Raw genomic sequence first — 25264 nt, forward strand, 5'->3', positions numbered from 1 at the left:
CCTGCGGTGAGAAGGTTTTATCATACAGAAAAAAGTATGGGTGTAAAAAATTATCTAATTTTACCGAATTTACGGTTAATTAGAAACGCAAAAATGTAATGTGTTTGTGGAAAATATTAGAGTGAGAGCAGCAGGAGAGTACTATCTTGTTTGAAAATTTTTTTTTGTTGTATGATGTTTTTCATAATACACTCCTTTTTTTGCAAATTATAATCAGTTTAAAAGGAAAAGTCAAGGATAGTTTTATCCTTTACTTTTCCGTAGCCTCATTGTTTTGGTCTTCAGCGTTATCTTGAGGTTCCTCTTTAACTTTTGGTTTATGTACAAGACGGCTAGGCATGTTGTGCTCTTTTTCATACGTATCAATGATCTTCTGTACCGTTGTACCTTCGATTACCTCTACGTCAAGGAGCTCAGACGTCATTTTTTCGATCGCACCTTTATAGTCACGAAGGGTCTGTTTAACATACGCATAATGCTCTTCAAGTGTCGCTTTGATATGTGTATCGATCTCTTCAGACATCTTCTCACTATACTCAGTGATGGCACCTGCACCGCCGAGGAAACTATGTTCACTTCTTTTGAGTACCATAAGTCCTGCCACATCACTCATACCGTATACCGTGATCATATCCTTGATGATCGCAGTGGCACGGTCAAGGTCATTTCCTGCACCTGTACTGATCTCACCCAAAAAGACCTCTTCTGCTGCACGTCCGCCAAGGAGTACATCGATCTCCGCAAGCAGCTCATGCTTCTGCTTAAGGAATCTGTCTTCTTCATCAGGAAGGTGAAGGGTATACCCCAATGCCCCCAGTCCCCTAGGGATGATGGATACTTTGGTGACACGTGTCGCTCCCTTTGTCAGCTCAGCCATCAGTGCATGGCCGCTCTCGTGGTAGGCAACGATTCTCTTCTCCATATCCGAGACTTTACGGTTTTTCTTCTCTAAACCGACAAAAGTTCTCTCGATGGCTTCAAGCAGGTCAGACTGATCGATCTGCTTTTTATTGTTACGTCCTGCAAGCAAGGCTGCTTCATTGATGATGTTTGCAAGATCGGCACCGGCGAGTCCCGCTGTCTGCTTAGCGATGGCTTCCATATCTACTTTAGTGGAAAGTTTTACATCTTGAGAGTGTACTTTCAGGATCGCAAGACGCCCCTCGTAGTCAGGTTTGTCTACCAGTACCTGTCTGTCAAAACGTCCGGCACGTAGAAGTGCTGCATCCAGTGTTTCGGGTCTGTTCGTGGCAGCGAGTACGATGACAGGCGTATCTGTACCAAAGCCGTCCATCTCTGCTAGGAGTTGGTTCAGTGTCTGTTCACGTTCGTCATTCCCACCCATTTGTCCACCGCTTGCACGTGATTTACCGATGGCATCGATCTCATCGATAAAGATGATAGAGGGTGCTTCTTTTTTTGCTTGTGCGAAGAGGTCACGGACCCGGCTTGCACCTACACCGACAAACATTTCGATAAAAGCAGACCCGCTGACAGAGAAGAACGGTACTTCAGCTTCACCTGCTACAGCTTTGGCAAGGAGTGTTTTACCTGTCCCCGGAGGTCCCACAAGAAGGAGTCCTTTAGGGATCTTCGCACCAAGCTCCATATAGCGTTCAGGGTACTTAAGAAAGTCGACGATCTCTTTCACTTCATCCTTCGCCTCTTCAACCCCTTGTACATCATCGAATTTTGTATTTGGTTTTTCTGAGCTGATAAGCTTGTCCGCTTTACCTGCGCCCAAGATGCCTCCGCCCATGCCTTTGGACATTTTGCGTGCCAGGAAGATCCAGATGGCAAAGAAGATAATGATAGGCAGGAGCATACTGAACATCTCTGCAAAGAAACCATTGCCTATGACCCCCTCATACTTGATCCCTTTCTCTTCAAGAAGAGGGATCAGCTCTCTATCCAACGCAGGGACATTGCTCGCACTGTATCGGGTTTTTGTTCCGTTGGGATTGATTGCGATTGCTTCAATCGTACTTGAGGCGATTTTGACACTCTCAACATGACCCTCTTTGATCTGTTTTTTGATATCAGAGTAGGTGACACGTTTATTTTGTGTGACTTGTTGCCCTCCAAGCATATTTCCAAGGCCGTCACTGCTCCCATCACCTACCATGACCTTGAAGATCATGATCACAACGATAGAGAATATCGCAAATGCAAGCAACGGGTTTTTATTAAAAAAATTATTGTTGTTATCATTATTGTTCTGATTTTGGTTTGGATTAGCCATTTATTTCCTTCTTATAGACGAGGGTGACCCATTCATCTTTTTCTATTCTTTCTATTAAAGTAAGCTCCTGGTATGAACCAAGAAGATTTTTTTCTTTTTTATCCAAAATACCTGAAAGTATTAAATATCCATTCTCTTTGGTAGCTTTTTTCAGATCTTTAGCGATAAATTTGAGTACATCAGCGATGATATTGGCGATCACTACATCATACGTACCTTCGGCTTTATTGATCGAACCTTCCCAAAGTTTATCATAAGTTTCGTCATTTAACGAGAAGTTCTCTTGTGTACTTTTGACAGAAACAGGATCTGTATCACATAGCGCTACTGTAGCACCAAGTTTTTTTGCTGCTAGACCCAATATCCCTGAACCACATCCTACATCAACTACGCTATCTTCAGCTTTCACATAGGTTGAGATGGCTTGAAGACAAGAGAATGTCGTTGCATGGTGCCCTGAACCAAAAGCAAGCGCCGGATCGATCTTGATATTGATCAACTCCTCTTTGGGCTCATACCAGCTAGGAAAGATGTAGAACTTTCCGGCTTCGATCGGCTGAACCGAATCCTGATAGGCTTTGATCCAGTCTTTATTCTCTTTTTCTTCCAGGCTAAAGGTCATCTCAATGCCTTCGAATGCTGCCAAAGCATCTTTAACCGAAGTTAAATCATTCTCAGAACGTACAATGATATTTCCCGTTCCCAACTCTACCGCGTCATCAATCAGGTTGGCAATAACATCTGCGATCAACTCTACATAATCATCATCAAGTGTGATCGTTAATTCATGATAGGTTTTTTTCATTTAACGTCCTTAACAGCATTAAATGCTTCTTCCAGGTCAAGGGTACCTTCATAGAAAGCTTTTCCTACGATAGTACCGTCAATTCCTGCTTCGATAAGGGCATTGATATCACGCATATCTTTAAGTCCGCCGCTTGCGATGGTCTCTACGCCTGATGCCTCTTTGATAGAGAGAGTGAAATCGATATTCACTCCCGTCATCATTCCGTCTCTACCGACATCTGTACAGATGATCGCTTCTACTCCGGCATTGGCAAATTCACGTGCAAGGTCAGTCGCTTTCATATCGCTGACTTCTCCCCATCCTTCAACAGCGACCATACCGTCGATCGCATCGATACCTACGACGATAGGGTATTTTGCTGCCATCTCTTTGACAAAAGCCGGGTTTTTTACCGCAATTGAACCAAGGATAAGTCTGTCAATGCCAAGTTCCAGGTACATCTTGATCGTCTCTTCATCACGGATACCTCCGCCAAGCTCAAGCTTAAGGTTACAGTTTTCACGTATCTTTTTGATCTGTTCCAAGTTCTCAGGTTTTCCTGCAAATGCACCGTTTAGATCTACAAGGTGTACCCACTGGCTGCCTAACTCTTCAAATCTTTTTGCAACCTGCCACGGTTCATCTGAATAGATCTTTGCTGAATCCATCAGCCCTTTGCTGAGTCTTACTGCTTTACCGTCTTTGAGGTCAATTGCCGGGAGTATTGTCATTCTGTGTCCTATAGTTTTGTAAAATTCTCTATGATCTTAAGCCCGTTTTCATGGCTCTTTTCAGGGTGGGGTTGTATACCGAAGATATTACCATTTTGTACTGCGGAAACGAACTGATATCCATAGTGTGTTTTCCCGATCGCATACTGGTCCTCGCATACTGCATGGTAAGAGTGTACAAAGTAGAGGTAAAACTCTTTTGGAAGGCCCGAAAATAGAGGAGTCTCTTTTTGTACAAAAAGTTCATTCCAGCCCATATGCGGTACTTTATGCGGATGATCAAACTCAGCTTCATTGAAAGCGACTACTTTACCGGGGATGAGTCCCAGTCCTTCCGTAGTACCGAACTCTTCAGAACTTTCAAAGAGCAGCTGCATACCCAGACAGATACCCATAAGCGGTTTGCCTGATGCTGCATAGGTCTTGATCGCTTCATCCATACCGTTACGTTTGAGGTGTTCCATCGCATCACGGAATGCACCCACACCGGGAAGAATGAGTTTGGTATATTGATCCAGTTTTGCAGGATCACTTTGCACTTCTATTTCAGCACCTACACTTTTAAACGCATTGATAACCGAAGCAAGGTTACCCATATTATAATCGACGATTCCTATCACAATGATATCCTTAAGAATAGATAGAGGAGTTAATATATCGTGATTATAGCGAATTTTATTGAAAGGGAATATTCGTGTACAGCATTTAGGCTATTTAGATAAAATATCATTATAAAATTGAGGTAGTGATGAGAGAGAAAATAGAATATACCATGATCAAAGTATTTTTGGGAGTCTCAAAGATAGCTCCCAAGGTATTGATATATAGATTTATCCGTTGGTTGACCCTTCTGGTATACTATCTTGATAAAAAGAGACGTTACATCACGGTTCAAAATCTTAAAACGGCATTTCCCGAAAAGAGCGATAGTGAGATAAAGCATCTCGCAAAAGAGGTATATACAGAACTTTCGAAAACAATTTCAGAAATATTATTGATGTTTGTTGACCGGTTTGATATCGATAAAGCGGTGGTGAACAGAGAAGAGATCATTGCAAAACTGAAAACTGCAACAGAAAATGCGCCCCGAGGTATCGTAGCGATGACAGCGCATTTTTCCAACTGGGAGCTACTCGCGCACTTTTTGGCAAAACATGGTTTGCCTATGTTGGTGGTCGGACGCGAGGGGAACAATAAACTGATTGAAAATAGGATCACCCAGCCGTTTCGTAAAAAATATGGCAATGATACAACCACAAAGAAAAAGGCCATACTCTCAATGGTAAAACGCTTAAAAAGCGGAGGTAATGTGGGGATTTTGATCGATCAGAAAGCAGGAGGTCCCAATGCCGTCGCTGTGGATTTCATGGGAAAACCCGCTCAAACCATTACTTCTCTTGCCATGCTCAAACACAAACTTGATCCTCAGATCATTCCTTTTTTTGCTGCCAGGGTAGGAGAGGGGAAATACAAGATCATTATGCAGGATCCTATAGAGTATCGTGCAGAAGAGGAATCCGATGAAGCAAAGAGGATAGAAAAAATGACTGCCGAGTACAATAAGGTCATGGGGGCAGTGATCAGAGAGTACCCTTCACAATGGTTCTGGATGCACAACCGCTGGAGAATAGCGCTTTGATGAAAAAGGTTCTGATACTCAGCGACGGCAGGCCGGGACATCTCAATCAGTCTATCGCTTTTGCTAAATATTTGAATGCGGCATATGATATCGTCCCGGTAAAATTCAGGTCGAAATGGGCAAAAGGCGTATCCTTTGTTTTGGATAAGATGCACTTTTATACGGATCTGCTGCATACTTCTTCTCTTATCCCGGATGTTACCTATGATGGGGTGGTTTCTGCCGGTTCGGATACCTACTACCTCAATAAGTTTCTCTCCAGAAAACTGCATGCCAAATCTATCACCATGATGCTTCCGAAAGGATACCGGTATGATTTTGATCTGATCTTTGCACAGAGTCATGATGCGCCGCCCATCAAAGAGAATATTGTCCAACTCCCTGCAAATTTTGCTTATATCGAACCCAAAGGGATTTACCGGGCGGTAAAACCCTCCATTGGTATTGTGATCGGGGGCAGCAACAGATATTTTACGCTTACGGCAGAAAAGCTCAAAGAGCAGCTGGACCTGATAGTCCGGCACTATCAGGGATATGAGATTGCGGTCACCACCTCTCCCCGTACCCCCAAAGAGATAGAGAGACTTGTGAAAAGCTATCGGTTTGACTATGTGGTAATCTTTTCCGAGAATCCTGTCAATCCCATTGCCGATTTTCTCGAACAGTGCAGTGATGTGTTTATCACAGCCGACAGTACATCCATGATCTCCGAAGCGGTGTCATGGGGAAGTGCGAATGTGGAAGTATTGCCTTTGGAGAGTCCGGGCGAAAACAAATTTACACGCTTTGCCGCTTTTTTGGAAAAAGAGGGGTACCTGCATAGCTTTGACGGTACTTTCAAGCAATGCAACAGAAAGATAGATTTTTTACGATATATTCCAAAGGAAGTGCTATGAAAATTGTACAGATCTTACCTGAGCTCAATGAAGGTGGTGTAGAACGCGGTGTTGTTGATCTTAACCGGGAATTGGTGAAGTTGGGGCATGAAAGTGTGGTCATTAGTGCCGGCGGAAAGTTGCAAAATCAGATAGAAGAAGATGGGGGCAAGCATATTGTATTTGATGTCTGTTCTAAAAATATTTTGACAGCCCCATCCCGTATCTTCAAGCTGTATCGTTTGTTTAAAGTTTTGCAGCCTGATATTTTGCATGCGCGCAGCCGTGTTCCGGCTTGGTTGACTTACCTGGCAAATAGAACATTGCAGATACCATTTGTAACTACCGTACATGGTTTTAATAGTGTAAATGCGTATAGTAAAATCATGACCTATGGGGACAAAGTGATTTGTGGAAGTAAATTTATGATAGATCATATTATAAAAAACTACCAGACTTCCCCGGAAAAGATTGTTTTAGTACCAAGGGGTGTTGATATCTATTCTTTTGACACGAAATTAAATGAAGCGTTTATGCAAAGTTTTACAGAGAAGTATCACTTAAATGATAGCTTTGTGATTACGCAGGTAGCCAGGATCACGCACTGGAAAGATCAAAAAACAACCATCAAAGCTTTTTTGGAAGTAAAAAAATCTCTTGGAAATGCGAAGTTGCTACTTGTAGGAAGTGTTGATAAGAGTCGATCAAATTACTATGATGAATTGAAAAAAATCGTTGATGATAGTCCCTATGGAGATGATATTATTTTTACCGGGAATCAACAACATATCAAAGAAATATTTTCTATCTCAGATGTGAGTATCTCTGCCTCCAACAAACCTGAAACATTTGGACGAGCCAATGTTGAAAGTATATTTATGGGTACACCACTGATCGCGACAAATATAGGGGCTACAGCAGATTATGTCATTGAGGGTAAAAACGGATATCTGTTTGAACCAAATGATATGGATGCATTGGCAAATCTTATTCTCAAAATTGATAAGAATAATTTTGATAAAGAAGTGATGGCACACTATATAAAAGAGAATTTTTCTTTAGAGCAAATGGTCGATAAAACAGTATCAGTTTATGATAACTTGTATAAAAAATGAGGATTAGATGATGAAAGTTTGTCAAGTTTTAGCTAGTAGAGGGGATGGAGGATTAGAAAAACATACTATAGAGCTTGTAAAAGGATTGTACAAAAACGGTATTGATGTGACAGTGATAGCACACAAAGATTTGGCCAAACATTTTAAGGATATCCGTTTTATTCCTATGGATTTGGAAAAAAGTAGAAATAATGTATGGATGTTGTATCGGTTATATAAAGTGTTGAAAAATGAATCTTTTGACATTATCCATGCCCAAGCGAATAAAGCAACATCTATTATAGTGAAATTAAAACCTTTTCTACACTCTAAGATCGTTGCTACATTACATAATTATAAAAAAAATTTAAAACCATTTTTAAAAGCTGATGCAGTGATTACTGTCTCGGATAGGATTGGAGAAAAATTGAACTGTAAGTATAAAACTACAGTTTATAATGGTATAGAAACGAGCACTGAAAAGATGACTGATCTGCATGAGACATTTAATATAAACAAAGATAAATTCATCATCAGTAGCGTTGGGAGGCTGGTAGAGGCAAAAGGTTTTGATCTGTTGATTGAAAGTATGCAGTATGTAGATAATGATATCTGTTTATTAATCATTGGAGATGGACCCTTAAGAGAAAAATTGGAAAATTTGTCTGAAAAGTTTCATGTAACAGATAAGATAAAATTTTTGGGAAGCCTTGATAACAGTTTTACAAAAAGTATTATCAAATCCAGTGATCTATTAGTTATTTCATCAAGAAGAGAAGGTTTTTCTTATGTCTTTGCTGAGTCACTACTGTTAGATACACCTATTGTATCTACAGATGTCGCAGATATTAAAAAGTTTATAACAGAAGAATTTATTGTGCCATTTGATGCAGTTAGATTAGCAAAAAAGACCAATATGTTCAGAGCAAACTGTGATCAAAACATTGCAACGTATCAAGTGATATTTAATAAAGCAAAGAATACTTTTACTCTTGAAAATATGGCGAACCAAACAATTCAAGTTTATAAGAGTGTAGTGAGTTGAACTTTTGTATATATAGCTGAGAAACCTAGTTATTGAAACTGGAAAAATATTATTAAGGATATAGAGAATGAAAAAGTTAAGTATTTTAATTCCACAACATGAATTTTTAAATCGCTATAAAGGAGGGGCTATAGCAAGATGGATAGATGATGTATATAGGCATACACAATCTAGGTATAAGTTTTATATTTTAGGTCGGACACTAAACAATCAAGATGATTTTAAAAGTCATGGTTCCTCTTATAATATTGTTTCGAAATATAATGGGTTAATGAAGATTTTGACAAATGTTCCTGTTCTTAGGCACATAATGAAACCATTTATATCTTCGATTTATTTAAAGATTTACAAAAAAAATATTCTTGATAGTGAAATGCTTGAGGTACATAATGCATTCGAATATGTTTCTAAAATAAAAAAATTTAATTTTTCAGGAAAAATTATATTGCATATGCATAATAACTACTTAGAAAAACAAAGTCAAAAAACGATAGATACTCTTAACTCTCAAATAGATTTATTATTTTTCCCAAGTCAAGCCCTTAAAAATGATTTTTTATCTATACATCCATCTTTTACTAAACCTATTAAAGTTTCACATTGCGGGTATGATCCAAAAAAGTTTTTTCCAAAACAGGAATTAGTCAATAAACCTAATCCTATTATAGGTTATATTGGGAGATTTGACTCCAATAAAAACATACTAAATTTGTTAGATATATATATTGCCTTGTTAGATAAAATCCCTAATTTAGAGTTTTATCTTATTGGTTCAGGAAAATCAGGCGGAATTGGAAATAAGTACCAAAAACGTGTAATGAAAAAGGTAGCAACTATTAATCAGCAAAATGGAAAAATTACCTATTTGGGGTATATACATAATGATGAACTTGCGGACTATTATAATTTATTTGATATATTTCTCTCTTTACCTGTTGAAACAGAAGCTGGTGCAACAACTTTTGTAGAAGCTCTTGCTTGTAAAACAATCTGTATAGGCTCAAAGATAGGGGGAATACCTGAAGTAATTGGAAATAATGAATTAGTAGTTAATAACCCCAGAGATCATACTGAAGTGGTTGATAAAATTGTTGGAGTATTGTCTGATAAGGCTCTACAAGAGTCATTAAAAGAGAAAACATTTGAACATATTTCTGCTAATTTTCAATGGAAAACTATACGAGAAAAAAAAATAAAGGACTTTGACCTTTTAGTTGAGGAGTTTTAGTTTATAAAAACAGTTTGTGTCTAACGAGTCAAAGTAGTGCTTGTGGTATCTTACAAATAGATAATAAGATAGTGAAGTGTAATACACTTAGTACATATTGATATAATGTAAAAGGTCTGGTTTGAATAAAAAAATATTAAGATTGAATGATGGTAAAGCAGGACATATGTTTGCCATTGATGGTGTCATAGCCGCACTAAAACATGAGTTTGATTTAGATGTAATAAGTTTAGATGTTAAAATACGTGTAAAGTTTTTGTTACAAATTATGAAATTACTTGTCCATTATCGTTGGTTTGATAATTGTTTAAAAAAGCATCCTAATTTATTAAAACTTTTTTATAAAAATTTTGTTTTACCCAAAGAGCATATAGATCTAATCCTCTCTACGGGTGGAGATACATCTTATTTAAATGTTTGGTTGTCAAGAATTTTAAATACGAATAACATTTATTGTAGTGGGCTAAGAGGTTTAAAAACAGACTACTTTACTTTACTTATTAGTTCAATTAAATTAGATTGTAAAAACTATATTATTTTTAAGGAAGCTTTTCCAAACAAGAATATATTGCAAGATATGACCAAGCCTACTTCAGAATTTTGTGAAACACAAAACCTAGATAAAGATGATAAATATTTTGTTTTGCTTTTGGGAGGTGATACAGGTGGAAAATATGAATATTCAACAAAAGACTGGAAAGAGATTATAGATGGTTTTATGTATCATGTCAAAAACGAGAATGCTAAGGCACTTATATCAACATCAAGAAGAACAGGATTAAAAAATGAGGGTTTAATTAAAGAGTTATTAGAACCTTATCAAGATGACATTGCATATACGATTTACTTTAATCAGAAGCCGGAAAAACTTTTAGGAATATTTTTGCCGCTCTCTTCTAAAATATTTATCACTGAAGAGAGTGGTTCTATGATTGGGGAATCCCTTTATTATGGCAAACCAGTCTTCACGATAAGTCCACGAAAAATAAGGACTGACAAAACATATGAAAAGTATTTGAAAAGTTTAAGAGAGCTAAAAAGGATAAAAAGTATTAAAGTAAATGAGTTGGAAGATATCGATTTGACAAATATTGAATTTGAATTTATGGAAAATAATCCAATGGATGACTTGGCAAAACAATTGAAAACACATCTGAAGGGTATCTTATAATTGAAAGTTCTTTCTGTTAGAGATTTTATTCAACCTATGAATTGTTTAGCTGAAACTTATTAAAAATCACTCTTTATCAAGATAAATGTATAATATGTAATTGAAGATCTTGATTTGGTGAAAGTTGCTGATATGAATAAATTATATTAGTTAATGGTGTATATAAATGATGGGAAATGTTGGATTTTTTTAATCTTAAAATAATAGAGAAGGTAAGACATGAAAGTAAGCGCTTTTATTCCATATTGGTTGGATTATCAGGTTGATATATCTGGAAAACATAAGAATTTAAAAAAGCTTGGTGGTAAATATCTCATCAACTATAGTATTGATCTATTAAACTCAATACAAGAAATAGATGATGTGACTGTGTACTGTTCAGATGAATCTTTAAATTCTTATATTGATCAAGAACTGAAGTACAGATTTGTAAAACGTGATAAATGCCTGGATGATAAAGATGTTTCGATTGATACGATTATCAAATCTTTTTTAGAAGTAAATAATGCTGATGTAATTATTTTACTACACCCAAACAGTCCCTTTTTGAGTTCGAATACAGTATCAGATTGTCTAAATCAAGTAATCTCGGGTAAATATGATTCTGCATTTACAGCTTATAGTTTTCAAAAGCTTGCTTGGTTTAAAAGTAAACCTTTAAATTATGCATTAAACGAAGAAACCCCTAAATTAAAAAACTTAGATCCGGTGATCATAGAGGAGTCATCACTATATGTATTTACTAGAGAATCATTTACTATCCATAATAAAAGAATAGGCAATAATCCATATGTTAAATGTATCAATCATTTTGAAGGTTTGGAAGTGGAGAGTGATGAAGATTTTGAAATTGCTGAACTGATAGTGAATTCTGGTATGTATCCAAAGGTTGAATATGCAAAAATATAAAGTTATTGATGCAAAATTAGATACTGTAGAGTATCCAATATTGATTGGAGAAAATGTTATAGATCAGATACTGGACTTAATAGAGAAACATACCAAAAATTCGAAAATTATCATTGTTGGAGACACGTTCTTTCAAAATGGTATTTGCGCTTCAGTAGAAAATAAACTGTCTGATAAATTTGAAATATATAGCTACTATATGGATGCCGGAAAAGGTAATAAATCGATCAATGAAGTGTTAAAAATATTTGGTATTTTGGAAGAGAACAACCTTGCCAGAGATTCAGTCCTTATAGCAGTGGGTGGTGGTGTGATCGGTGACTTGGCCGGTTTTGTTGCGAGTACATGGTTAAGGGGGATGAATCTCATTCATATCCCTACCACACTCATGGCTATGGTTGACAGTAGTGTTGGCGGTAAAGTTGCAATCAACTATAGACAAACTATCAATGCCATCGGTAACTATTACCACCCAATGGGCAATATTATGGATTTAACATTTATTGACACTTTATCTCATAGGGATTATCTATCAGGTTTGGCAGAGGTGATCAAGTGTGCGATGATTAATGATAAAGATTTTTTTGAATACTTGGAAACAAATAAAGATGTAGTGTTGAAAAAAGATCATGACGTATTAATAGAGTTGATTACTAAAGCAATAACGATAAAAATAGATCATGTGAATGGTGATCTCCGTGAGGGAGGAAAGAGGCTTTTATTGAATTATGGGCATACATTGGGACATGCTATCGAAATCTCAACTGAAAAAAATGGGCATGAGCAATTAAGGCACGGTGAAGGCGTCTCTATAGGTATTGTTGCAGTTGCATATATCGCTACTCAATACTTAAATATATCAAAATCAATTTTTGAAAGATATGAAAATATATTTAATAATTACGGTCTTCCGACGAAAATTAGCGCATCTGAGTTAGGTTTTGACAAGGAAACATTACTACATAAATGTTTTGATAATGTAAAAAAAGATAAAAAAAGACTTGATAATAATATTAGACTTATTTTATCAGATGAAATTGGTTCTGCTAAAGTATATAATGATGTTCCGTTTGAACTCATACAAGAAGCTTTTGAATATGTTATAGAAGAATAAATAATGAAATTAGAAAATAAAGTATGCATCATTACAGGTGCAGGTAAAGGTATAGGAAGAGATACGGCGATACTATTTGCTCAGCTTGGGTGTAAATTAGCCCTCATAAGTAAAACTCGAGAAGACTTAGTAAGTCTCTCAAATGAATTACAAATAGATGCCTCAGATTTATATTGGGTGGAGGGAGATGTCTCTTTAGAGGATAGTGTCAAAGAGTTTGTAAGCAATGTCTATGAAAAGTTCGGTCGTATAGATATATTGGTCAATAATGCCGGCATGCGATTTAGAAAAGAATTTTTAGAAATAGAGTATCAAGAGTGGCAAAAGGTCATGAATGTAAATGCCGGAAGTACGTTTCTTTTCTGCAAGGAAGTCGGAAAATATATGATCAAACAGAAGTATGGGAAGATAATAAATATGGCATCTATTATCGGGACACTAGGCTTACCTGAACTAGTTGGTTACGGTGCATCTAAAGGTGCAATCATCAGTTTAACAAAATCACTTGCGGTAGAGTGGGCTGAATATAACATCAATGTAAATGTTGTGGCACCTGGTTTTTGTAAAACTTCTTATGCTGAAAAATTTAAAGAGAAAAGTGAGCTATATGACTTTACAATTGATAGAACACCTATGAAAGCATGGGGTGAATCAAGAGATATATCGAATGCAATTGCATTTTTAGCGTCTGATATGTCAAGATATATTACCGGTGAAGTGATAAGTATAGATGGGGGATGGAGTGCATGGTAAAAAAGAAGACCAAAGTTCTAGGAGTTATTCCTGCAAGGTATAAATCAACCAGGTTTGAAGGGAAACCTTTAACTCTAATCAATGGGGTACCAATGATTAAGAGAACATATAATCAAGCTAAAAAATCTGAGTTGTTGGATGAGTTGATCGTTGCCACAGATGATACTAGAATCTCAACTTATTGTGAATCAGAAGGGATTCCCGTAATTATGACTTCTGAGAATTGTCTTACGGGTACTGATAGATTGGCAGAAGTGTCAAAAAAACTGGACTTTGACCTATATGTTAATATCCAAGGCGATGAACCAATCATAGATCCTAATGCTATAAGCCAAATTGTTGACATATATCATCAATATGGTAATGAATATATGGTGTATAATTTATATAAGATCATTGATGATATGGATGAAGTAAATAGTCACACGATTATTAAAGTTATCGTAAATGAACAAGACGAAGTAATGTATATGTCTAGACTACCGGTTCCTTTTTCAAACTCAAAACTAGTACAACAGTTCAGACAGCAAATACCGGTATATGGTTTCACCAAGGACGCACTTTCCGTTTTTTCAAATCACAAGAAAACTATCAATGAACAATACGAGGATGTAGAGTTATTAAGGTTTGTAGATCTGGGCTATAAAATTAGAATGAGTGAAACTAAAGTAGACTCTATTGCTGTAGATGTTCCCTCAGATATTAAAAAAGTGGAAAAATTTTTAAATAATAAGAAAGATGAGAGCGTGTAAATCCACATGTTAGGGGTTGATCATATCAATGAACTTTTTGGTGGGCTCTGAGTATTTTAAAAAAGTAGCAGGTTTAATTCTCTAGGTTATCTCCAGAGTGATAATGTTTGTCACCTCATAGTTCACTGTCGTCAAAGAGCTTATTGATCTTTTCGATTGTAAGATTTTTTAAGTCAGTGCACGTATGAGATCTGGTCTATGATAATAAAAATTTATCAATATAGTATGAAGTATATTTGTAATTACTCGTTCATCTCATAAAAATAGTTTGTCGCCTCAACAAACCCATCTACAGAACCGCAGTCAAAACGTTTCCCTTTGAATTTGTAGGCAATGACTTTCCCGTTTTTTGCTTGTGTAAGAAGGGCATCGGTGATCTGTACCTCGCCATTTTTACCGGGTTTGGTCTCTCTGATGATATCAAAGATATCAGGGGTCAGGATGTATCTTCCGATGATCGCCATGTTGGTAGGCGCATCTTTGGGGTCAGGTTTCTCTACCATATCGGTGACCCTATAGGTATCATCGGTCCCGTCTACGAGGTGTCCGGCGATCACACCGTATTTATGAGTCTGGTCCATCGGTACCTCTTCTATGGCTACGATAGAGCATTGGTATTTTTCATAGACCTCTATCATCTGCTTCAATACCCCGTTATTGCCATTGGTACAGAGATCATCTGCAAGGATCACGGCAAAGGGTTGATTACCGATCAGTGTCTCTCCGGTGAGGATCGCATGTCCCAGACCTTTCATCTCAACCTGTCTGGTGTAAGAGAAAGTACATTCAGTGATCAGTGCACGGATCTCATCGAGCAGGTGTTCTTTGGAACCACCCTTGATCTGGTGCTCCAGTTCATAGGAGATATCAAAATGGTCCTCTATGGCACGTTTCCCTCTTCCCGTAACGATCGCCATCGTATGGATACCCGCTTCCACTGCCTCTTCTACACCGTACTGTATCAGCGGCTTGGTAAGCACGGGAAGCATCTCTTTTGGCGTAGCTTTGGTAGCAGGCAGAAAGCGTGTTCCGTAGCCTGCTGCGGGGAATAGACATTTGTTGATCATATTTTTCTCTTTTTTCATATATTATGGTTCTGATTATAACTGAAGCATCATTAGCACTTGGTTTTCTGAAGCTTTTTCTTCAGGATGATTTTCCCGTTTTCAACACCGGGTTGGTCGTAGGCATTGACATCCATAAGCTCTGCTACGAGTGAAGTAAGAAGTTCATAGTAGTAGATCAACGATCCGATGGTATAAGCATCTACTTTAGGAAGCGTGATACTGTCAATCGGGATATCTCCCTCCTGCTCCAAAGACTCTATCACAGAGTCACACTGCATATTGATGAGTGTATCAAAAGAGATAGAGTTGAGGATATCCAAAGATTCTAGATGAGGGAGCGAGATATCCGGAATGATCATGCCCTCTTCAAAATTTTCTATCTTGATAAATGTGATAGATTTATCCCGGGTTCCATCTGTCAAAAGCTGTAAAAAGGAGTGCTGGTCTTTAGGCCCTATCAGTCCGATAGGAGTCAGTCCTACGTGAAAGGCAGAGTGCCTTTGGTGTTTTCCAAGACTCTCCCCCCACAGTTGTACATACCATTCACAAAAGTATTTGAGTGATTCGGAGTAGGCAAAAATACAGTTGATATTGTATTGTGCATGGTGTTTCGCATAAAAGACCGCTTTTTTGAGAAGCGGTTCCTGCATATATCCCTGTTCAAAAAAGCTCTCCTTCACTCTTTGTGCTCCCGCCAGCAAAGTGCCGATATCAATGCCGCATAATACCAGAGGGAATAATCCTACCGGTGAGAGTACGGAAAATCGTCCGCCTACATTTTGAGGAACATAGAGTACATTTGCATTGATCTCCTGGGCGTATTTGTCCAAGGGAGAATCAGGATCGGTCACGAAGGTATACGAAGAGGTATCCGGATGCAAGGAGTAGACATATTTATAGATGGCAAATGTCTCTACGGTAGTTCCCGATTTGGAGATGACAATAAAATGCGTTTTACCCAGATCGATCTCTTTGAGTGTGGCATTGATATCGATAGGATCGGTACTCTCAAAAAGATAGAGTCTGCGTTTGAGGTCATTGACAGGTTTGACAAACTCATAGATTGCTTTAGCCCCCAGAGAACTTCCGCCGATACCGATGATCGCGATACTCTCCACGCTATCGGGGATCTTTTCGGCATACTCCAGAATAGGGGTGATATCCTGGTCGGGCAGGGTATAGTATCCTATCTCTTTTTGTTCTTTTTGTATCGCCTTGAGCGCATGGGCCTGTGCTTTTGGATGATTTGATGTAAAGTATAGTCTATTTTTCATAATGAATCTTTTGCCTTTTGAATCAGTTCGTTCACTTTTGTCTCATAGGTTTTTGCCATGGCTTCATCCGTAGATTCAAACCGTGTCACCAGTACAGGTGTTGTGTTGCTGGCTCTGACTAATCCCCAGCCGTGTTCAAAATTAATGCGGACACCGTCTACATCGATCACATTTAAAATCACCGGAAATGCTTCAGGCGGGTGGATAAGAAGTTCCTTGATCTTGTCAATAATGAGAAATTTCTCTTCCTCGGTTGTCTCTACTTTGATCTCTTCAGTGGAGTAGACTGCAGGAAGTGCATCGATCTCTCTGTCCAGATCTATCCCCTCTTTGATCAGTTCAAGCATTCTCAGTGTCGCATAGAGGGCATCATCATACCCGAAGTAGCGGTGTTTGAAAAAGATGTGCCCGCTGACCTCACATGCAAGGTGGGCACCGGTCTCTTTCATCTTGACTTTGAGGTTGGAGTGGCCGGTCTTATACATGATCGCGTTGGCACCACGCCGTTCTAGCTCATCATACATCACCTGCGAACACTTGACCTCTCCGATGACTGTCGGGTTCTCCATCTGCATGGCAAAAAGCAGTGCCATGTGATCACCCTTGATGTTGTGCTTATGTGTCAGTACCGCGATACGGTCTGCATCCCCGTCATAGGCAAAGGCGATATCGCCTTCTATTTCAAGCGCTTTTTTGACATCACCGAGGTTTTTTTCTACCGAAGGGTCCGGATGGTGGTTGGGGAATGTCCCGTCCGGTTCACAGTATAAGCCTTTATAGTCAAATGCAAGCGCATCAAAAATATCATTGATCACGGTCCCGGCAACCCCGTTACCGCAGTCAATCACGATCTTCTTATCCAGACCTTTGAGGTGGGAAAACTCTTTGACCATATAGTTGATATAAGGCGTTTTTACATCGATCTCTATACGGTCGGTACGATCTTCTATTTCTTGATCCTGGTTTTGGATAATTTCCTCGCCAAGGGCATAGATCTCTTCACCGAAAAAAGGTGCCTGATCGATCGTGATTTTAAATCCGTTGTACTCACTCGGATTGTGTGAACCTGTGATCATCACGGAAGCATTCGTAGTAAAACCATCAATCGTTTGATAGTTGCTGAAGTAGTTGACAGGAGTAGCGACCATACCCATATCCAGGACCTTGCATCCTGCTGCATTGAGTCCTGAAGTAAGATAGTCACGAAGGAGAGGAGAGTGCGAACGTGCATCATATCCGATCGCCACTACCTTATCGCCTTTGATCCTCTGGCCCAGGTAGTAACCTATCAGTTTGACACTCTGTTCGTTAAGCTCTTCTTCAAAGATACCTCTGATATCATACTCTCTAAAGATCGATTTACTGATCATGCGTCTCCCTTATATCCGTGAGGGTTTTGTGATTGCCACCGCCAGGTGTCACTGCACATTGCATCTATATCTTTGGTTGCTTCCCACCCTAAGATCTCTTTGGCATAACTCGGGTCTGCAAAACATTTGGCAATATCGCCGCTTCGTCTAGGTGCAATACGGTAGGGTACCTTCTTCCCTGATGCCCGCTCAAATGCTTTTACCATATCCAGTACCGAGTATCCTTGACCTGTACCAAGGTTCACCGCCAGAACTTTATCGATGCTTTTGATTTTCTCGAGGGCTTTGAGATGTCCTTTTGCCAGATCAACCACATGGATATAGTCCCTCACTCCTGTACCGTCATGGGTATCGTAATCATCGCCAAAAACAGAGAGGTACTCTCTTTTGCCTACCGCTACCTGGGAGATAAAAGGCATAAGGTTGTTGGGAATACCGTTGGGATCTTCACCGATCAGTCCGGATTCGTGTGCTCCTACCGGGTTGAAATACCTCAGAAGTATCACCTTCCATTGGTTATCCGAGATATGCAGGTCACGCAGTATCTCTTCGATAAAGAGTTTGCTGCGACCATAAGGATTGGTTGCCTGCAGCGGGAAATCCTCTCTGATAGGAGTGGTGTGCGGGTCGCCATAGACGGTGGCTGAAGAGCTGAATACAATGGATCTGCATCCATGCGATGCCATCACTTCACACAGAACGTTTGTTCCATGTACATTGTTATCATAGTATTTCAGGGGATGCTCTACGGACTCCCCTACAGCTTTTAACCCGGCAAAATGAATCACCGCATCTATCGTGTAACTGTTAAATGCATGGTCGAGATCCTCTTTGTTGCGTATATCCCCCTGGATAAAGGGAACCTCTTTCCCCGTGATCTTCTCTATACGCGCAATGCTCTCTTTGGATGCATTGGAGAGATTATCGAAAATCACAATCTCATACTCTGCCTCTAAGAGCTCTACACAGGTATGTGACCCGATATATCCTGCTCCTCCGGTAACTAAGATAGCCATTCTTCCCCCTCTTATTATCTATATTTCATCTAAAAACTGAGTTTTAGACCGCCGTAAAAGCTGTTATTGAATGTATGGTCAGATGTTTTATAGTCGGTATCGATATTTCTGTATCCTGTAAATATATGGATATTTGAAACTACCTCCATATCGACCTGTGTACGGAATTCCGAGTACTCTTCCGCTTCGTTAAAGCTAAGCACTTTTGGTGCATAGGCAAAACTCATTTCAACTGTGGTTGTAGGGATCGCGTCAGTGAGCGGTAGGATATAGGCCCCTCTGACCAGGAGCGGAACCGCAGCAAACTCATCTGCAAACACGGTTTTGATTCCCAGGCCTACAGTCAGTCCATAGACCCCTTGCAGTTGGTTTTCTCCGGAGAGGCCGATACCAAAGAGATTGTCACCGTCAGTGTGTAGGTAGTTTGTATCAAGGGTATAGGTCGTACCGTCTGCATATCCGATGATATCATTGAAGTTAAGCGATGCCTGCAGCTCTACATCTTCATCGTTGATATTCAGTGAGACAGAGTTCTCCGCTGATAATAATCCTGTCACTAGAAATGTACTGAGCACTATTTTTTTAAGATGCATAAAGACTCCTTTAATATTGATGTGTATCTTACCATACCTTGGATTAGCGGATTCAATCAATCCGGCGGACCATAGGCTTTTTCTTCATTTTCTTTCTTCTTTTGTCGCTTCTTTTTCTTCTCTTCCATCATCACTGCATCTCTGAGTGCATCTTCACCGTCAAAACGTGCACTGTCGATAAATTTGGACTGGTCATCAAACTGGCCTGTTTTGATTCCCCAGAGCAGTGCGATAAGCCCTAAGGCTCCCAGCAAGGTTGAGACACCAATCATCAAAATCACAATATTTTCTGACATCTACTTATCCTTTTTGAATTTCAACGTTTTAATACGCATAGAGTTACCTACAACGACGAGGGAACTCAAACTCATTGAGAGTGCGGCAACCAGCGGGTTGACAAAGCCTGCTACGGCAAGCGGTACGGCTATTACATTATACATTAAAGAGAAGCCGAGATTCTCTTTGACTGCCCGGAAGGTACGCCTGGAGAGCCTATAGGATTCATAGAGGCTCTCAGGGCTCTCATCAAGTAACACCACATCACTCACCGAAATAGCCACATCCGCACCATTCCCCATCGCTATGGCGATATCTGAAGAGGCCAGTGCGATCGTATCATTGATCCCGTCCCCGGCCATCACAACGATCTCACCCTCTTCGTGGAACGTGTCGATCATTTTAGACTTTTCATCCGGCAACAGTTTGGCATAGAACTCGCTAATGCCTACAGCATCTGCCACTCTTTTGGCACTCTGTTCATTATCTCCTGTGAGCATGACCACCCTGATGCCCATCTCTTGGATCATTCCGATAGCCTCTGCCGCCCCTTCCCGGATGGTATCACTGAGCTCGTAGCGTGCCACGAGCGTATTATCGATCGCAAAGTAGAAGAGGGTATACTCGCTTTGCTCATCTACCGTCATCCCTGAGGCCTGCATAAAGGAAGCATTCCCTCCGATCAGTTTATGCCCTTGGTAGCGCGCTTCAACACCCTTTGCCTGTATGGTCTTGATCTCTTCAAGCGGATACGCTTCAAGCTTCTCATGCTGTGACTCCAGGTGTGTCGAGATACCTTTTGAGACAGGGTGGTTTGAGGTATTGACGAGAGAGTAGAGGAGGTTAAAGTCAAACGCTTCGATTATCCGCTCTTTCTGTACGGAGGGTTTTCCTTCAGTGATCGTACCGGTTTTGTCCAGTGCGAGCAGTCTGCTTTTGGCCATCGTCTCAAGAAAGGTTGCCTCTTTGAAGAGGATATTTCTTTTTGCTGCCATAGAGATCCCGACAAGCGATGCCATAGGTGTCGCAAGCCCAAGGGCACAGGGACAGGCGATGACAATCACGGAGATCCCGATGATCAGTGCAGTTTCAAAGTTTCCTGTGTAGTAGAACCACCCTGCAAAAGTAAGCAGGGCGATGATCAGGATCACGGTAGAGAAGTATCCCGAGACCGTATTGGCAAGCTGTTCAATGCGCGGCTTTTTGGTGATAGACTCCTCGAGAAGGTTTACAATAGAGGTCAGCAGAGAGCTTGAGGCATCTTTTTGGGCTTCATACTGCAGTGTGGAGTCCAGGCAGATCGAGCCGCTGAGGATCTCCTCTCCTTTCTCTTTGTAGACCGGTTCACTCTCACCGGTCAGAGAACTCTCATCAAACGAGGCGGCCCCCTGTGTAACGGTACCGTCGATAACGACCTTCTCCCCGGGTTTGAGCTCTATGATATCGCCTATGATGATATTTTCGACACTGACAAGTGATTTGACTCCCTCTTTGATGGTCGTCACTTCGGTAGGGGTACTTCCTATGATATGGTCGAGCGTATCCACCGCATGTTTTTTACTCAGTACCTCCAGGTATTTCCCGACCAGTACAAAGGTGATGATCATCGTGACAGAGTCAAAGTAAACCTCACCATGCTGTGTGACCATGGCATAGATGGAGTAGATATAGGCTGAGAGTGCCCCGGAGGCAACCAGTGTATCCATGTTGACCGTTCTGTTTTTGTACCCGTAGTAGGCACCTCTGAAAAATATCCATCCGGAGTAGAAAAGAACCGGTGTAGCCAGGATGAACTCGGCTACATTGAGAATATCTTTAAACGATTGCTGTATCCCTCCGAAGTACCCTGCATAGTGTGCGACAGCCAGCCACATAATGTTCATGGAGCCAAAGACGGCTACCAGAATACGCATATAGTAGCTTTTTCGGGTTTTGACTGCACGCTCTTCCTGGAGTTTGGGATCATAAGGGTAGGCGTTGTAGCCGATGGCGCGTATCGTTTCGATGATCTTGGAGAGCTTGACCTCTTCGGGATCCCAGACAACCTTGGCTTTGTTATTGGTATAGTTGATGACGGCTTCCATCACCCCGTCAAGATTATGCAGTACCTTCTCGTTCAGCCAGACACAGGCAGAACAGTGTATCCCCTCAATGATAAGGTTGATCTCATGCAGCCCGTCATCATGTACCTTGACATAACGCTTCTCAAAGCCTTCCAGGTCGAATTTTTCCAGATCCTCCCCTTGAGGTGTCGCCGGTTGAAGTTTTGTATCTCCGAGTTTATCGTAAAAACTGCCGAGTCCCTCATCTTCAAGCAGATGATAGACACCCTGGCACCCTTTACAGCAGAAATGGAGTGTCTGACCGTTATGCTCTTCATTGATCATTACGCTCTCATCAAATGTAAGGTTACAGTGGGTACAAGTACAGTCTGCCAAGTCAAATCCTCTGGTGTGTTTGCATGAATTTTATCCAAATAAGAGTAAAATCCCACATGGAAACAGTACTTTTACTTACTTTTATACTTTTTGGGGCGGAACTCTTTGAAGCGTATATTCAGAGGGCACCTACACTGCTTGGCATCCTGGAGCGGCTCAATTTCTACTATCAAAAGTCCATTTTTCTTTTCTTTGCGGTGCATCCGGGATTCTATTTTGTACTGTTTGTTGTCATGGCAACGGACATACTCAACGTCAGTATGATCTTTTTAGTGGCGATGAAGGTCTTTGATATCTTCTATAAACTGGAGCTGCTTAAAAAGCTTTTTAAAGAACGTGTTGTCTCAGAAGAGCTTGCGCAGCTCTTGATGTGGCGGATTCCCTCATGGTATTTTTTCTTAGGGCCGATACTCTATCCCTCTTTGTTGTTTTATGCATTAACTTAAGTTTTAGTTTAAAAGGTTTATAATACGTTATCTACATAAGTTTTAGATAACTATATAACATACACAAATCTTCTAAGAATAATTTCCAGAACACTCAAGAGGACACATGAGCGATAATCAAAAATCTTCCGGCAATACCAATGCCAAAACACCAAAAAGTAAAAAAAGCGGCAATAGAACACATGTACCTGTTAAAGGGCACAAAGTAGAGGATCTTCAAAAGCTACCACTCTCGGAACTGGTAGAGATAGCAAAAGAGGTCAAAGTTGAAAACCCTAACGAGTTTCAAAGAAAAGACCTGATCTTTGAGATCCTTAAATCACAGGTAAGCCAGGGAGGATTTATCCTCTTTACGGGTATTCTTGAGATCTTGCCGGATGGGTATGGATTCTTGCGTTCAGAAGAGGGCAACTTCGCCAACTCTAGTAACGATACCTATGTGAGCAGTACACAGATTAGACGTTTTGCTCTCAGAAACGGGGATATTGTGACCGGGCAGGTGCGTGCACCGAAAGAGCAGGAGAAGTATAACGCACTGCTCAAGATCGAAGCGATCAACTATCTTGCACCGGAGCAATCAAAACAGAGACCGCTTTTTGACAACCTGACACCGCTTTATGCCAGTGAACAACTGAGACTTGAGTACAACCCTGTGAAGATGACAGGGAGAGTGCTTGATCTTTTCACCCCTATCGGAAAGGGTCAGAGGGCACTGATCGTTGCACCTCCGCGTACAGGTAAAACAGAGCTTCTCAAAGAGCTCGCACACGGTATCACACATAACAGTCCGGATGCGACACTGATGGTACTGCTGGTTGATGAGAGACCCGAAGAGGTAACCGATATGCAGCGTTCTGTCAAGGGTGAGGTCTACAGTTCAACATTTGACCTGCCTGCACAAAACCATGTAAGAACTGCCGAGATGGTGATCGAAAAAGCCAAAAGACGTGTAGAGATGGGTAAAGATGTGATTATCCTGCTGGACTCTATCACAAGACTTGCTCGTGCGTATAACACTGTTACACCAAGTTCCGGAAAAGTCCTCTCCGGTGGTGTGGATGCGAATGCACTGCATAAGCCGAAACGTTTCTTCGGTGCGGCTAGAAATATCGAAGAGGGCGGTTCCCTTACAATTATCGCTACTGCACTGATCGAGACAGGAAGCCGTATGGATGAGGTGATCTTCGAAGAGTTTAAAGGTACAGGTAACTCTGAAGTAGTTCTCAGCCGTCATGTTTCTGAGAGACGTATCTACCCAGCGATTGATGTGACGAAATCAGGTACACGTAAAGAGGAACTTCTTGTGACTCCTGAGACACTGCAAAAAGTCTGGGCACTGAGAACTGCAATGCAGAACATGGAAGAGGTGGAAGGACTGAAATTCCTCTTCTCTAAAATGCTTAAAACCAAGTCTAATGAAGAGTTCCTCTCCTTAATGAACGAAGGGGCGTAATTTTATGAGCCTAGGCTCATAAAAAGTGAATAGTGAGGAGTGAAGAGTGAAAAGTTTCGGTATGTTTTACGATGTAAAACTTTTATTCCAATTTTTTGTATCAAAGCTTTTCGTACGAAAAGCATGCCTGAACTCCTCGGTTCTTACCCCAAGGGCACTTGTCTCTTCGTTCGGGCGTACTCCTCGTTCTTCATTATCTAAAAAGGTCTCCTTTTGAAGATAGGTGTATTCGATTCGGGGGCCGGTGGACTGAGCGTAGTCAAATCCCTGTTGGACCACAAACTTTTTGACGAAATCATCTACTATGGTGACACAGCACGTGTCCCTTACGGACCGAAAGATGCCAATACTGTGATCCGTTACTCCCTTGAAGCCCTGGAATTTTTTAACAATTTTGATATTGATCTGCTTATCACGGCGTGTAATACGGTAAGTGCTTATGCGATCACTGAAATGCAGAGCAAAGCTTCTTATCCTGTAGTAGGGGTGATTGAACCGGGTATCAAAGCATTGGTAAACGGTTTTACCGATAAAGATGCGCCAATCCTGATCATCGGTACACGTGCGACGATAGCTTCCAAGCGTTATCAACATGCACTGGAGCAACTTGGCTACCAAAACCTTACTGCACTGCAGACAGGACTGTTTGTATCGATGGTAGAAGAGGGTATATTTGACGGCCCTTTACTCTATGAGACGATGCATCACTACTTTAAAGAGATTGAGACACCCCAAGCGATCATTCTGGGGTGTACACATTTCCCTTTGATCTCTGAATCGATCAAAAGCTATTTTGACGATATCCCGACTTTAATACATTCAGGTGAAGCAATCGTCGAGTATCTGGAAGAGAGACACGGTATCAAAGAGAATGTAGAAGAGACAAAACTCAGTATCTATGCCTCAGATAATGTGGAAGGGCTGCGTGCGATTGCCAATCGATGGCTCAATGACTGATCCCGGAGTAGACAGACTTTAGCCATAAGAATAA

The 25264-nt window shown here is 40.4% G+C and carries 24 protein-coding genes; 13 read left to right on the forward strand and 11 right to left on the reverse strand.

Features of this window, described 5'->3' with window-relative positions:
• Window positions 1-250: 250 nt before the first annotated feature.
• Genes ftsH through hisH form a run of 4 tightly spaced genes read right to left on the reverse strand, consistent with a single transcriptional unit; the run spans window position 251 to window position 4380 of the window.
• Complete coding sequence (ftsH, locus tag AC4JOV_RS02190; protein WP_229936757.1) at window positions 251-2242, reverse strand: ATP-dependent zinc metalloprotease FtsH; 1992 nt, start codon at window positions 2240-2242, stop codon at window positions 251-253.
• Window positions 2235-3047 carry a 50S ribosomal protein L11 methyltransferase gene (locus tag AC4JOV_RS02195; RefSeq protein WP_229936756.1) on the reverse strand — a complete coding sequence of 271 codons (813 nt, stop codon included), beginning with the start codon at window positions 3045-3047 and terminating at the stop codon, window positions 2235-2237. Before AC4JOV_RS02195 ends, ftsH begins: the two co-directional genes overlap by 8 nt.
• Window positions 3044-3760, reverse strand: coding sequence for a 1-(5-phosphoribosyl)-5-[(5-phosphoribosylamino)methylideneamino]imidazole-4-carboxamide isomerase (gene hisA / locus AC4JOV_RS02200; RefSeq protein ID WP_229936755.1), 717 nt, complete (start codon window positions 3758-3760; stop codon window positions 3044-3046). Before hisA ends, AC4JOV_RS02195 begins: the two co-directional genes overlap by 4 nt.
• 8 nt (window positions 3761-3768) lie before the next feature.
• Window positions 3769-4380, reverse strand: a complete 612-nt coding sequence (gene hisH / locus AC4JOV_RS02205; RefSeq protein ID WP_229936754.1) for an imidazole glycerol phosphate synthase subunit HisH — start codon at window positions 4378-4380, stop codon at window positions 3769-3771.
• A 128-nt stretch (window positions 4381-4508) separates the two neighbouring features.
• On the opposite strand from hisH, the gene AC4JOV_RS02210 reads away from it, so the two are divergent.
• From AC4JOV_RS02210 to AC4JOV_RS02255, 10 genes are all read left to right on the forward strand, one after another.
• Complete coding sequence (locus AC4JOV_RS02210) at window positions 4509-5399, forward strand: lysophospholipid acyltransferase family protein (protein ID WP_229936753.1); 891 nt, start codon at window positions 4509-4511, stop codon at window positions 5397-5399.
• Window positions 5360-6295 carry an ELM1/GtrOC1 family putative glycosyltransferase gene (locus tag AC4JOV_RS02215; RefSeq protein WP_229936752.1) on the forward strand — a complete coding sequence of 312 codons (936 nt, stop codon included), beginning with the start codon at window positions 5360-5362 and terminating at the stop codon, window positions 6293-6295. Before AC4JOV_RS02210 ends, AC4JOV_RS02215 begins: the two co-directional genes overlap by 40 nt.
• Complete coding sequence (locus AC4JOV_RS02220; RefSeq protein WP_229936751.1) at window positions 6292-7389, forward strand: glycosyltransferase family 4 protein; 1098 nt, start codon at window positions 6292-6294, stop codon at window positions 7387-7389. Before AC4JOV_RS02215 ends, AC4JOV_RS02220 begins: the two co-directional genes overlap by 4 nt.
• A gap of 10 nt (window positions 7390-7399) precedes the next feature.
• A complete protein-coding gene (locus tag AC4JOV_RS02225) occupies window positions 7400-8413 on the forward strand; it encodes a glycosyltransferase (protein WP_229936750.1) in 1014 nt (337 codons plus the stop codon).
• 67 nt (window positions 8414-8480) lie between these two features.
• Window positions 8481-9641, forward strand: coding sequence for a glycosyltransferase family 4 protein (locus AC4JOV_RS02230; RefSeq protein ID WP_229936749.1), 1161 nt, complete (start codon window positions 8481-8483; stop codon window positions 9639-9641).
• Between the two features lie 121 nt (window positions 9642-9762).
• A complete protein-coding gene (locus AC4JOV_RS02235) occupies window positions 9763-10812 on the forward strand; it encodes an ELM1/GtrOC1 family putative glycosyltransferase (RefSeq protein WP_229936748.1) in 1050 nt (349 codons plus the stop codon).
• A 219-nt stretch (window positions 10813-11031) separates the two neighbouring features.
• Entirely contained in the window at window positions 11032-11721 is a 690-nt protein-coding gene (locus AC4JOV_RS02240; RefSeq protein WP_229936747.1) for a cytidylyltransferase domain-containing protein, read from the forward strand.
• Window positions 11708-12835 carry a 3-dehydroquinate synthase gene (gene aroB, locus AC4JOV_RS02245; RefSeq protein ID WP_229936746.1) on the forward strand — a complete coding sequence of 376 codons (1128 nt, stop codon included), beginning with the start codon at window positions 11708-11710 and terminating at the stop codon, window positions 12833-12835. The genes AC4JOV_RS02240 and aroB overlap by 14 nt, the downstream gene beginning before the upstream one ends.
• Window positions 12836-12838: 3 nt before the next feature.
• On the forward strand, window positions 12839-13588 hold the full coding sequence (locus tag AC4JOV_RS02250) for an SDR family NAD(P)-dependent oxidoreductase (protein WP_229936745.1): 750 nt from the start codon (window positions 12839-12841) through the stop codon (window positions 13586-13588).
• A complete protein-coding gene (locus AC4JOV_RS02255) occupies window positions 13582-14340 on the forward strand; it encodes a 3-deoxy-manno-octulosonate cytidylyltransferase (protein ID WP_229936744.1) in 759 nt (252 codons plus the stop codon). The genes AC4JOV_RS02250 and AC4JOV_RS02255 overlap by 7 nt, the downstream gene beginning before the upstream one ends.
• A 242-nt stretch (window positions 14341-14582) precedes the next feature.
• On the opposite strand, the gene galU is transcribed toward AC4JOV_RS02255, so the two are convergent.
• From galU to AC4JOV_RS02290, 7 genes are read right to left on the reverse strand one after another with little or no spacing between them, the layout of a single operon-like run.
• Window positions 14583-15425, reverse strand: coding sequence for a UTP--glucose-1-phosphate uridylyltransferase GalU (gene galU, locus AC4JOV_RS02260; protein ID WP_491522173.1), 843 nt, complete (start codon window positions 15423-15425; stop codon window positions 14583-14585).
• 32 nt (window positions 15426-15457) lie between these two features.
• The gene (locus tag AC4JOV_RS02265; protein ID WP_229936742.1) at window positions 15458-16681 is read right to left on the reverse strand and encodes a glucose-6-phosphate isomerase; all 1224 of its coding nucleotides are present in this window, start codon (window positions 16679-16681) and stop codon (window positions 15458-15460) included.
• Entirely contained in the window at window positions 16678-18051 is a 1374-nt protein-coding gene (locus tag AC4JOV_RS02270; RefSeq protein WP_229936741.1) for a phosphomannomutase/phosphoglucomutase, read from the reverse strand. Before AC4JOV_RS02270 ends, AC4JOV_RS02265 begins: the two co-directional genes overlap by 4 nt.
• On the reverse strand, window positions 18048-19067 hold the full coding sequence (galE, locus tag AC4JOV_RS02275) for a UDP-glucose 4-epimerase GalE (RefSeq protein ID WP_229936740.1): 1020 nt from the start codon (window positions 19065-19067) through the stop codon (window positions 18048-18050). The genes AC4JOV_RS02270 and galE overlap by 4 nt, the downstream gene beginning before the upstream one ends.
• Before the next feature lie 29 nt (window positions 19068-19096).
• Complete coding sequence (locus AC4JOV_RS02280; RefSeq protein ID WP_229936739.1) at window positions 19097-19660, reverse strand: YfaZ family outer membrane protein; 564 nt, start codon at window positions 19658-19660, stop codon at window positions 19097-19099.
• 56 nt (window positions 19661-19716) lie between these two features.
• The gene (ccoS, locus tag AC4JOV_RS02285; protein WP_229936738.1) at window positions 19717-19956 is read right to left on the reverse strand and encodes a cbb3-type cytochrome oxidase assembly protein CcoS; all 240 of its coding nucleotides are present in this window, start codon (window positions 19954-19956) and stop codon (window positions 19717-19719) included.
• Entirely contained in the window at window positions 19957-22374 is a 2418-nt protein-coding gene (locus tag AC4JOV_RS02290; RefSeq protein ID WP_229936737.1) for a heavy metal translocating P-type ATPase, read from the reverse strand. It abuts the gene before it with no gap.
• A gap of 56 nt (window positions 22375-22430) precedes the next feature.
• Here AC4JOV_RS02290 and AC4JOV_RS02295 point away from each other — a divergent pair, with 56 nt between their 5' ends.
• The 3 genes from AC4JOV_RS02295 (at window position 22431) to murI (ending at window position 25230) form a co-directional block, all read left to right on the forward strand.
• Entirely contained in the window at window positions 22431-22820 is a 390-nt protein-coding gene (locus AC4JOV_RS02295; protein WP_229936736.1) for a hypothetical protein, read from the forward strand.
• A 106-nt stretch (window positions 22821-22926) separates the two neighbouring features.
• Window positions 22927-24273 carry a transcription termination factor Rho gene (gene rho, locus AC4JOV_RS02300; protein WP_229936735.1) on the forward strand — a complete coding sequence of 449 codons (1347 nt, stop codon included), beginning with the start codon at window positions 22927-22929 and terminating at the stop codon, window positions 24271-24273.
• A 213-nt stretch (window positions 24274-24486) separates the two neighbouring features.
• On the forward strand, window positions 24487-25230 hold the full coding sequence (gene murI, locus AC4JOV_RS02305; RefSeq protein ID WP_229936734.1) for a glutamate racemase: 744 nt from the start codon (window positions 24487-24489) through the stop codon (window positions 25228-25230).
• Window positions 25231-25264 lie beyond the last annotated feature (34 nt).

It is taken from the genome of Sulfurovum sp. MH2-6 (genome assembly GCF_058374785.1).

Coding starts and splice junctions, on each gene's coding strand:
- AC4JOV_RS02265 (WP_229936742.1), bottom strand. CDS start 16,681: ATGAAAAATAGACTATACTTTACATCAAATCATCCAAAAGCACAGGCC.
- AC4JOV_RS02225 (WP_229936750.1), top strand. CDS start 7,400: ATGAAAGTTTGTCAAGTTTTAGCTAGTAGAGGGGATGGAGGATTAGAA.
- AC4JOV_RS02195 (WP_229936756.1), bottom strand. CDS start 3,047: ATGAAAAAAACCTATCATGAATTAACGATCACACTTGATGATGATTAT.
- AC4JOV_RS02220 (WP_229936751.1), top strand. CDS start 6,292: ATGAAAATTGTACAGATCTTACCTGAGCTCAATGAAGGTGGTGTAGAA.
- galE (WP_229936740.1), bottom strand. CDS start 19,067: ATGGCTATCTTAGTTACCGGAGGAGCAGGATATATCGGGTCACATACC.
- AC4JOV_RS02255 (WP_229936744.1), top strand. CDS start 13,582: ATGGTAAAAAAGAAGACCAAAGTTCTAGGAGTTATTCCTGCAAGGTAT.
- aroB (WP_229936746.1), top strand. CDS start 11,708: ATGCAAAAATATAAAGTTATTGATGCAAAATTAGATACTGTAGAGTAT.
- rho (WP_229936735.1), top strand. CDS start 22,927: ATGAGCGATAATCAAAAATCTTCCGGCAATACCAATGCCAAAACACCA.
- AC4JOV_RS02250 (WP_229936745.1), top strand. CDS start 12,839: ATGAAATTAGAAAATAAAGTATGCATCATTACAGGTGCAGGTAAAGGT.
- AC4JOV_RS02295 (WP_229936736.1), top strand. CDS start 22,431: ATGGAAACAGTACTTTTACTTACTTTTATACTTTTTGGGGCGGAACTC.
- hisA (WP_229936755.1), bottom strand. CDS start 3,760: ATGACAATACTCCCGGCAATTGACCTCAAAGACGGTAAAGCAGTAAGA.
- AC4JOV_RS02210 (WP_229936753.1), top strand. CDS start 4,509: ATGAGAGAGAAAATAGAATATACCATGATCAAAGTATTTTTGGGAGTC.
- AC4JOV_RS02230 (WP_229936749.1), top strand. CDS start 8,481: ATGAAAAAGTTAAGTATTTTAATTCCACAACATGAATTTTTAAATCGC.
- ccoS (WP_229936738.1), bottom strand. CDS start 19,956: ATGTCAGAAAATATTGTGATTTTGATGATTGGTGTCTCAACCTTGCTG.
- AC4JOV_RS02280 (WP_229936739.1), bottom strand. CDS start 19,660: ATGCATCTTAAAAAAATAGTGCTCAGTACATTTCTAGTGACAGGATTA.
- AC4JOV_RS02215 (WP_229936752.1), top strand. CDS start 5,360: ATGGTTCTGGATGCACAACCGCTGGAGAATAGCGCTTTGATGAAAAAG.
- galU (WP_491522173.1), bottom strand. CDS start 15,425: ATGAAAAAAGAGAAAAATATGATCAACAAATGTCTATTCCCCGCAGCA.
- ftsH (WP_229936757.1), bottom strand. CDS start 2,242: ATGGCTAATCCAAACCAAAATCAGAACAATAATGATAACAACAATAAT.
- AC4JOV_RS02240 (WP_229936747.1), top strand. CDS start 11,032: ATGAAAGTAAGCGCTTTTATTCCATATTGGTTGGATTATCAGGTTGAT.
- AC4JOV_RS02270 (WP_229936741.1), bottom strand. CDS start 18,051: ATGATCAGTAAATCGATCTTTAGAGAGTATGATATCAGAGGTATCTTT.